General features: G+C 70.9%; 5 protein-coding genes. 3 read left to right on the top strand and 2 right to left on the bottom strand.

Annotated elements, in window-relative coordinates:
* Positions 1–89: 89 nt before the first annotated feature.
* Both ACFQ79_RS39160 and eccCa read right to left on the bottom strand, forming a co-directional pair.
* Positions 90–329, bottom strand: a complete 240-nt coding sequence (locus ACFQ79_RS39160) for a DUF397 domain-containing protein (protein ID WP_383592795.1) — start codon at positions 327–329, stop codon at positions 90–92.
* 212 nt (positions 330–541) lie between these two features.
* A complete protein-coding gene (eccCa, locus tag ACFQ79_RS39155) occupies positions 542–4,510 on the bottom strand; it encodes a type VII secretion protein EccCa (RefSeq protein ID WP_383592791.1) in 3,969 nt (1,322 codons plus the stop codon).
* Between the two features lie 183 nt (positions 4,511–4,693).
* Here eccCa and eccD point away from each other — a divergent pair, with 183 nt between their 5' ends.
* The 3 genes from eccD (at position 4,694) to ACFQ79_RS39140 (ending at position 9,149) form a co-directional block, all read left to right on the top strand.
* Positions 4,694–6,172, top strand: a complete 1,479-nt coding sequence (eccD, locus tag ACFQ79_RS39150; protein WP_383592788.1) for a type VII secretion integral membrane protein EccD — start codon at positions 4,694–4,696, stop codon at positions 6,170–6,172.
* A gap of 182 nt (positions 6,173–6,354) precedes the next feature.
* Positions 6,355–6,645 carry a 30S ribosomal protein S15 gene (gene rpsO / locus ACFQ79_RS39145; RefSeq protein ID WP_209497086.1) on the top strand — a complete coding sequence of 97 codons (291 nt, stop codon included), beginning with the start codon at positions 6,355–6,357 and terminating at the stop codon, positions 6,643–6,645.
* 284 nt (positions 6,646–6,929) lie between these two features.
* On the top strand, positions 6,930–9,149 hold the full coding sequence (locus tag ACFQ79_RS39140) for a polyribonucleotide nucleotidyltransferase (RefSeq protein WP_383592785.1): 2,220 nt from the start codon (positions 6,930–6,932) through the stop codon (positions 9,147–9,149).
* Positions 9,150–9,190 lie beyond the last annotated feature (41 nt).

Raw genomic sequence — 9,190 nt, 5'->3', positions numbered from 1 at the left:
CCGTCCGACGGGCCACCCCCTCACGCGTTTCCGCGGGTCACCGCAGGCACGCGTGTCCGCGGTTCACCACAGGCGCGTACGACAGCGGGTCACCGCAGGTCGAACTCGCCGTCCCTGGCCCCGAGGACGAACGCGTCCCACTCGGCCTTCGTGTACCGCAGCACCGTGTCCTTGTCGAGGGACGACCGCATCGCCACCGCCCCCTCGGGGAGCCGGGCGATCTCGACGCGCTCCTCGTCCGGGCTCGTCCCGGGAGCGCCCTCCCACTCGACGCCGGAGATGTCCAGCGCGTACAGCTCGTCCTTCTGGCGCTGCTTCTCGGCGGCCAGAGCGGCATCGGCGGTGCTGTCGGAGCTGTCGGCGCCGGCGGCGCCGGTCGTGCTCGTGTCTGCGTCGGTCATCGGCGCGTTCCCTTCGCGGTGGTACGGCGGTCCCTCCCACAGTAGTGGGACCGCCGTACCCGGTCGGCGGGAATTCCCCCGCCGACCGGCCCGTTCCGACCGGCCCGTTCCGACCGGCCTGCTCCGTCCGGCCCGCTCCGTCAGTGCTGCTCCGGCAGCCAGCCCAGCTGCACCAGCGGCGCGCCCCGCTTCCGCGACACGAACGTGCCACGGCCCGGAGGCATCGGCCGCGCCCGGACGTTGCCGAGGATGTCGCCCTCCTGCGGATCGCCGGAGAGGATCACGCCCTGCGCGCCCAGCTCCTTCACGCGCTGCATGAACGGCTCGTACATCGCCCGCGAGGCGCCTCCGGAGCTGCGCGCCACGATGAACCGGATGCCGACGTCCCGCGCGAACGGCAGGTTCTCCACCAGGACCGCGAGCGGGTTCCCCGAGTTGGTGGCCACCAGCTCGAAGTCGTCGACCAGGACGTACAGTTGCGGCCCCGTCCACCAGCTGCGGTCGCGCAGCTGCTGCGGTGTGATGTCGGGCTTGGGCGCCCGCTTCGTCATCACCGTGTTGATGGCGTCCATGTGCATCTGCATGGCGGAGGCCATCGGCGCGTACTCCAGGAGGTGCGAGGGCGCGACCGCCTCCAGCATCGTCCGCCGGTAGTCGCCCACCACGATCCGCGCCTGCTCCGGCGTGTACCGCTCGCACAGCTGCTTGGCGATCAGCCGCAGCAGCGCCGTCTTGCCCGACTCGCTCTCGCCGAAGATCAGGAAGAACGGGTCCGACTCGAAGTCGACGAACACCGGCTCCAGGTTCGTCTCGTCGATGCCGATCGCGACGCCGTGCTGCGGGTACTCGAAGCCCTTCGGCAGCCGCTCCGCCGGCAGCTTGCGCGGCAGCAGCCGCACCGCGGGGGCCGGAGCACCGGTCCAGGACGCCTGCACCGACCGTACGAACGCCGCCGTGCCCTCCGACAGGTCGGCGGCCGAGCTCGATCCGTCGATCCGCGGCAGCGCGCCCATGAAGTGCAGCTTCTCGGGCACCTGGCCGCGACCCGGCACACCGGCCGGCACGTTCGCCGCGACCTTGCGGTCGAACTCGGAGTCCATGACGTCACCGAGCCGCAGTTCGAGCCGGCCCAGCATCTGGTCCTTCAGCGCCGCACGCACCTCCATGTACCGGGAGGCGGTGATCACCACATGGATGCCGTAGCCGAGACCACGCGCGGCGATGTCGGAGACGATCGGCTCCAGCATGTCGTAGTCGTTGCGGAAACCGCCCCAGCCGTCCACGACCAGGAAGACGTCGCCCCAGGCCTCGCCGGGCAGTTCGCCCGCGGCCCGCTTGCGCCGGTAGGTCGCGATCGAGTCGATGGAGTGCGAACGGAAGAACTCCTCGCGCCGGTTCAGCACGCCCATCACCTCGGCGACCGTACGCCGCACCCGCTCCGGGTCCAGCCGGGACGCCACCCCGCCGACGTGCGGCAGATCGGCGAGCGACACCATGCCGCCGCCGCCGAAGTCCAGGCAGTAGAACTGCACCTCGGCCGGCGTGTGGGTGAGCGCGAACGACGAGATGAGCGTGCGCATCATCGTCGACTTGCCCGACTGCGGACCGCCGACCACCATCATGTGGCCCGCCGCACCCGAGAAGTCCCGGTACAACACCTCGCGACGCTGCTCGAACGGCTTGTCGATGAGGCCGAGCGGCACCGTGAGCCCGCCCTGACGCGTGTACTCGGTCGCCGTGAGCCCCCGGTCCGCGGTCTGCGCGAGACCCGGGAGCAGCTGGTCGAGCGACGGCGCCTGGTCGAGCGGCGGCAGCCACACCTGGTGCGCCGGCACGCCCTGACCCTCCAGACGGCGCACGATCACGTCGAGGACGGTGTCCGCGAGCGCGTCGTCCTCCTCCGCCCGCTGCTGCGCCAGGTACGCCGGGTCGGGCGCCGCGTACACGACGGGCACCGGCGCCGCCGTGAACAGCGCGGGACGCCGCTCCACCGGCATGTGCCCGATCTCGAGCCGCGGCCCGCCCGTCCGGTACGTGCCCGAGACGTACGCCGCCTTGAAGCGGGTCATCTCGTCCGTACCGAACTTCAGATAGCCCGAACCCGGCACCGAGGGCAGGTGGTACGCGTCCGGCACGCCGATCGCCGTCCGCGACTCCGCCGCCGAGAAGGTCCGCAGACCGATCCGGTACGAGAGGTACGTGTCCAGGCCGCGCAGCTTGCCCTCCTCCAGGCGCTGCGAGGCGAGCAGCAAATGCACACCCAGGGAGCGGCCGATGCGGCCGATCTGGATGAACATGTCGATGAAGTCCGGCTTGGCGGTGAGGAGTTCGGAGAACTCGTCGATCACGAGGACCAGCGAGGCGAGCGGTTCGAGCGGGGCGCCCGCCGCGCGCGCCTTCTCGTAGTCGTGGATGTTGGCGTAGTTGCCGGCCGACCTCAGCAGCTCCTGACGCCGCTGGAGCTCACCGCGGATCGCGTCGCCCATGCGGTCGACGAGCGTCAGGTCGTCCGACAGGTTGGTGATGACCGCCGCCACGTGCGGCATCTGCGACATGCCCGCGAAGGTCGCGCCGCCCTTGAAGTCCGCGAGGACGAAGTTCAGCGTCTCCGAGGAGTGCGTCACCGCGAGGCCCAGGACCAGCGTCCGCAGCAGCTCCGACTTTCCGGAACCCGTGGCGCCCACGCACAGACCGTGCGGGCCCATGCCCTCCTGCGCGGCCTCCTTCAGGTCGAGCATGACCGGCTGGCCGTCCTCGCCGACACCGATCGGCACCCGGAGGCGCTCGGCCACCGAACGGGGCCGCCAGGTCCGCGCCACGTCCACCGAGGCCGCGTCGCCCAGGTTCAGCAGATCCGTGAAGTCCAGATTGGCGAGCAGCGGCTCGTCGTCGTCCCCGCCGCCCATCCGCAGCGGGGCCAGCTGGCGCGCCAGCGCCTCCGCCGCGGGCAGCGAGATGCCGTCCGGCAGACCCTCGTACGCGAAACCGCCACCCGACTCAAGACGCAGCCGGCCCGGTCGCACGACCACGGAAAGACCGCCGCGCGGCTCGTCGATGTCGCCGGAGACGACCTCCACGATCGTCACGCCCTGCAGGCCCTCGGCCGCCGCGAGCAGCGAGTCCGGCGGCACCAGGCCGCCGCGGGTGGAGTCGGAGTCCAGGACGACGACCACGTGCGGCTGGTCGAGCACCGGCTGGTTCTCCCGGGAGAACCGCGGCCGGCCGTCCAGCTTCGAGCGGACCAACTGCTCCAGCTCACCGAGGTCGTCGCCGAACAGGCGCTTCGTGCCCGCCCCGTCGACCTGCCCCGGCACCTGGGTGTGCGGCAGCCACTTCGTCCAGTCCCAGCGCTCCTGCGCCGACCGGGCCGCGACCACCGCGAGCATCAGGTCGTCGGGGGAGTGCAGGGTCACCAGCTGCGCCACCAGGGCACGCGCCGCCGCCTGCGCCGACTCCGGCTCACCGGACACCGTCACGTGGTAGAACGCCCGCATCGAGACCGCCATCGGCAGCCCGTCCAAGGTGCCGTGCACCGCGAGGAACTGCTGCATCGCACCCGCGGACAGCGGCTCCAGCTCGTCCACCGGGGCCGTGTCCGGCGCCACGAGCGGCGTCGCCAACTGCTGCGCCCCGAGCCCTATCCGCGCCTGCCCGAAGTCGTGGTCGCCGACCCGGCGCTCCCACACCCGGGAGCCCTCGGCCACGACCGACCACAACTGCTCGGGGGACGGGTGCAGATACAGCTGCGCGTCCCGCTGCTTGTGGGCGGTGCGCCGGACCGTACGCCGGGTCTGCGCGAGGTATTTGAGGTAGTCGCGGCGGACATCGGACATTTGCCCCTGCGTACCGCGACGGAATCTCACGAACTGGGCGACGGCCATCGCGACCGTCGAGGCAAGCATCAGCGTGCCCATGATCCGCATGATCGGCGACGGCGTCATGAAGAAGAACACCACCGAAGAACCCATGCCGAGCATCGGCAGGAGCTGCATCAACGCCGACTCCTGCTGTCCCCGCGGGAGTTCCGGCGGAGACTCCAGGACCAGTTCCCCACCGGGCACTTCCGGCGGAAGAGACCTCGGCGGGCGTTTGACGACGATCTGGCTCACCGGCGCATCAATCCCTCGTTGGAGGCGGGCTCGTGGCGGGAGCATCCGCCCGGCACCCCTGTCGGCAGCCGGGCACACGGACTTCCCCCATGGGACGGCGATCCTACTTGCAGCCCTCACCCGCCGTCCCCGGTAGGGTGGCGCGCGCATCGTGCGCAACCGCGAATCAGGGGGTCCAGACACGTGAGTACGACCGCAGCGACCGGTTTCTGCCGCGTCACCGTCGTGGCGCCGGACAGCCGCATCGACGTCGCGCTCCCCGAGGACATCGCCGTCGCCGACGTCTACCCGGAGATCCTGCGCCTCACCGGGCAGACACAGGCCGCCGGTACGCCCACGGGCTACCACCTGGTCCGCCGCGACGGATCCGTCCTCGACGGGGCCCGCACGCTCGCGGCCCAGCAGGTCCTCGACGGCGAGGTGCTCTCCCTGCGCCCGTTCGCCCAGTCCCTGCCGCCGGCCGTCTACGACGACGTGTCCGACGCCGTCGCCTCCGCCGTCACCCGCGACCGGCACCTGTGGAGCGACGAGCTGCTGCGCGGCGCCGGACTCCTCGGCGGCGTGCTGCTCCTCGTCCTGATGGGCTTCGTGCTCTGGTTCGCCGACCCGATCCGGCACGACATGCACAGCCTGCCCGGGATCATCGCGGGCGCGGCCGGCTTCCTCCTCACCGCCTTCGCCGGAGTACGCGCCCGCGTGTACGCCGACCGGGTCACCGCGGTGGCCCTCGGCCTGGGCGCCCTGCCGCTGCTGCTCATCGCCGGATCCGGCATCGTCGGCCCCGACGCCGGCCAGGGCCCCGGCCGCCTCCAGTTCCTGCTCGGCTGCGTCACCGTCCTCGTCGCCTCGGTCGCGCTCGTCGCGCTCACCCCCAGCGGCGACGCGCCCTTCGTCGCCGCCACCTTCCTCGCCACCGTCGGCACCCTCGCGACCTTCACGGCGATCCTCACCGAGTCGACCGCCACCGAGACGGCCGCCGCCTGCGCCCCCGTCGCCATCGGCCTCGTCGCCTTCCTGCCCGGCCTCTCCGCCCGCTTCGCCCGGCTCCCCATCGGCTACGCCGCCCCCCGCAGCGCCGCCGACGACGAGTTCCACGCCGACCCGCAGCAGCCGGCCGGCGAGGACCACCAGCCCGTCGACGGCGAGCGCATCGCGCTCCAGGCCCGCCGCGGCCACGAGATGCTCCTCGGCCTGGTCGGCGGCTGCGCCGCGGTCGTCGTCGGCTCCGCCGCCGTCCTCGGCTTCGCCGGAAACGTCTGGGGCCAGCTCCTCGCCCTCGCCGCCGGCCTGGCGATGCTGCTGCGCGCCCGCCTCTTCCGTTACACCTCGCAGGTCGTCTGCGTCCTGGTCGCCGGCATCGCCGCCATCGCGCTGCTGGTCCTCGGCCTCTCCCTGAACCCGCCGGCGGACCTGGTCAAGGACCTCCTCATGTACGGCGACCGCGGCGGCCTCGACATCCGTACGATCTGGCTCACCGCGTCCGTCGCCGCCGGAGCGGCGCTGATCACCGCGATCGGCCTGATCATCCCGAGGAAGGGCCTCTCCCCGTTCTGGGGCCGCCTCCTCGACCTGGCCGAGGGCTTCGTCCTGCTCTCCCTCGTCCCGCTCTGCCTCGCCGTCCTCGACGTCTTCTCCACGGTCCGGTCCTTGACCAGCAAGTAGAGGTCTGCTCCGGGGGCGCTCCGGCGAGCTGGTACGCTGTGTGACGGCCGTTTGTGTACGCGCTCCCGGAATCCTCTGGAAGCTGCGCCCATCGGACCTTCGCCCGCCGAGTCACGGAAGCTTCCCCTGAGATCAAGACCAGGGGCACTCGCGGGCGCACGAACACCTAAGAGGAGATCCGCGTGGCTCTCGACGCCGCTGTCAAGAAGCAGATCATGGCCGAGTTCGGCACCAAGGAGGGCGACACCGGCTCCCCCGAGGTCCAGGTCGCGATGCTGTCCCGTCGCATCTCGGACCTGACCGAGCACCTCAAGCAGCACAAGCACGACCACCACTCCCGTCGTGGCCTGCTGATCCTGGTCGGCCAGCGCCGCCGCCTGCTGCAGTACCTGGCCAAGAAGGACATCGCGCGCTTCCGTACGCTCGTCGACCGGCTCGGCATCCGCCGTGGTGCGGCCGGCGGCGCCAAGTAAGTCGCCGTTGAGGGAGCGGTTCCCCCTTTCAGGGGGCCGCTCCCTTTGCTGTACGTGCACAAAGTGCGCATCGGCCCGTAGGCTGGTCGCACAACCCCCATATCGACGAGCGAGGAGCCGCCGGCTCGCCGCCGGTCCTCGGTAGTGGCCCCCGGATACGAATCCCCGGGTGCTTCGATCGAAGACCGGCCAGCACCCGAGGCGTGCTTCTCCGCCACCGTCGCACACCGTCCCCGGCCACACGGGCCCCGGACGCAAAGACGAACACGTAGGAGAAACCGCTAGTGGAGAACGAGACCCACTACGCCGAGGCCGTCATCGACAACGGCGCCTTCGGTACCCGCACCATCCGCTTCGAGACCGGCCGCCTCGCCAAGCAGGCCGCCGGTTCCGCCGTCGCCTACCTGGACGACGACACGATGGTCCTTTCCGCGACCACCGCCTCGAAGCGCCCCAAGGACCAGCTCGACTTCTTCCCCCTCACGGTGGACGTCGAGGAGCGGCAGTACGCGGCCGGCAAGATCCCCGGCTCCTTCTTCCGCCGGGAGGGCCGCCCCTCCGAGGACGCGATCCTCACCTGCCGTCTGATCGACCGCCCGCTGCGCCCCTCCTTCAAGAAGGGCCTGCGCAACGAGATCCAGATCGTCGAGACGATCATGGCGCTCAACCCCGACCACCTGTACGACGTGGTCGCGATCAACGCCGCCTCCGCGTCGACGATCCTGGCGGGCCTGCCCTTCTCCGGCCCCATCGGCGCCACCCGCGTCGCCCTGATCAAGGGCCAGTGGGTCGCCTTCCCGACGCACACCGAGCTCGAGGACGCCGTCTTCGACATGGTGGTCGCCGGTCGCGTCCTGGAGGACGGCGACGTCGCGATCATGATGGTCGAGGCCGAGGCCACCGAGCGGACGATCGAGCTCGTCAAGGGCGGCGCCGAGGCGCCGACCGAGGAGGTCGTCGCCGCCGGTCTCGAGGCCGCGAAGCCCTTCATCAAGGTCCTCTGCAAGGCCCAGTCGGACCTCGCCGCCAAGGCCGCCAAGCCCACCGGCGAGTTCCCGGTCTTCCTGGACTACCAGGACGACGTCCTGGAGGCGCTCACCGCCGCCGTCAAGGGTGAGCTCACCAAGGCGCTCACCATCGCCGGCAAGCAGGAGCGCGAGGCCGAGCTCGACCGCATCAAGGAGCTCGCCGCCGAGAAGCTCCTCCCGGCCTTCGAGGGCCGCGAGAAGGAGATCGGCGGCGCGTACCGCGCGCTGACCAAGAAGCTGGTCCGCGAGCGCGTCATCAAGGACAAGGTCCGCATCGACGGCCGTGGCCTCACGGACATCCGTACGCTCGCGGCCGAGGTCGAGGCCATCCCGCGCGTGCACGGCTCGGCGCTGTTCGAGCGTGGCGAGACCCAGATCCTGGGCGTCACCACCCTCAACATGCTCCGCATGGAGCAGCAGCTGGACACCCTCTCCCCGGTGACCCGCAAGCGCTACATGCACAACTACAACTTCCCGCCGTACTCCGTCGGCGAGACCGGCCGCGTGGGCTCGCCCAAGCGCCGCGAGATCGGCCACGGCGCCCTCGCCGAGCGCGCCATCGTGCCGGTCCTCCCGACCCGCGAGGAGTTCCCCTACGCGATCCGTCAGGTGTCCGAGGCCCTCGGCTCCAACGGCTCGACGTCGATGGGCTCGGTCTGCGCCTCCACCATGTCGCTGCTGAACGCCGGTGTGCCGCTCAAGGCCGCCGTCGCCGGTATCGCCATGGGTCTGATCTCCGAGGAGATCGACGGCCAGACGCACTACGTCGCCCTCACCGACATCCTCGGTGCGGAGGACGCCTTCGGCGACATGGACTTCAAGGTCGCCGGCACCAAGCAGTTCGTGACCGCGCTCCAGCTCGACACCAAGCTCGACGGCATCCCCGCCTCGGTCCTGGCCGCCGCGCTGAAGCAGGCCCGCGACGCGCGTCTGCACATCCTCGACGTGATGAACGAGGCGATCGACGTTCCGGACGAGATGTCCCCGAACGCGCCGCGCATCATCACCGTCAAGATCCCGGTGGACAAGATCGGCGAGGTCATCGGCCCCAAGGGCAAGATGATCAACCAGATCCAGGAGGACACCGGCGCCGAGATCACGATCGAGGACGACGGCACCATCTACATCGGTGCCCAGCAGGGCTCGCAGGCCGAGGCCGCCCGCGCCACGATCAACGGCATCGCCAACCCGACCATGCCGGAGGTCGGCGAGCGCTACCTGGGTACGGTCGTCAAGACCACCACCTTCGGTGCCTTCGTCTCCCTGCTCCCGGGCAAGGACGGCCTCCTGCACATCTCGCAGATCCGCAAGCTCGCCGGTGGCAAGCGCGTGGAGAACGTCGAGGACGTGCTGGCGATCGGCTCCAAGGTCCAGGTCGAGATCGCCGAGATCGACCAGCGCGGCAAGCTCTCCCTGATCCCCGTGATCGCGGACGAGGACGGCGCCGCCGACGACAAGGGCGACACCGACCAGTGACGTCCCGTAGTTCCGTGACGACGGCCCGCCCCTCCTCGGAG

The sequence above is a fragment of the Streptomyces sp. NPDC056480 genome (assembly GCF_042795405.1).
Taxonomy (GTDB): Bacteria; Actinomycetota; Actinomycetes; order Streptomycetales; family Streptomycetaceae; genus Streptomyces.
Note: the sequence above shows the minus strand (reverse complement) of the source record. Positions and strands in the feature narration are given on the sequence as shown.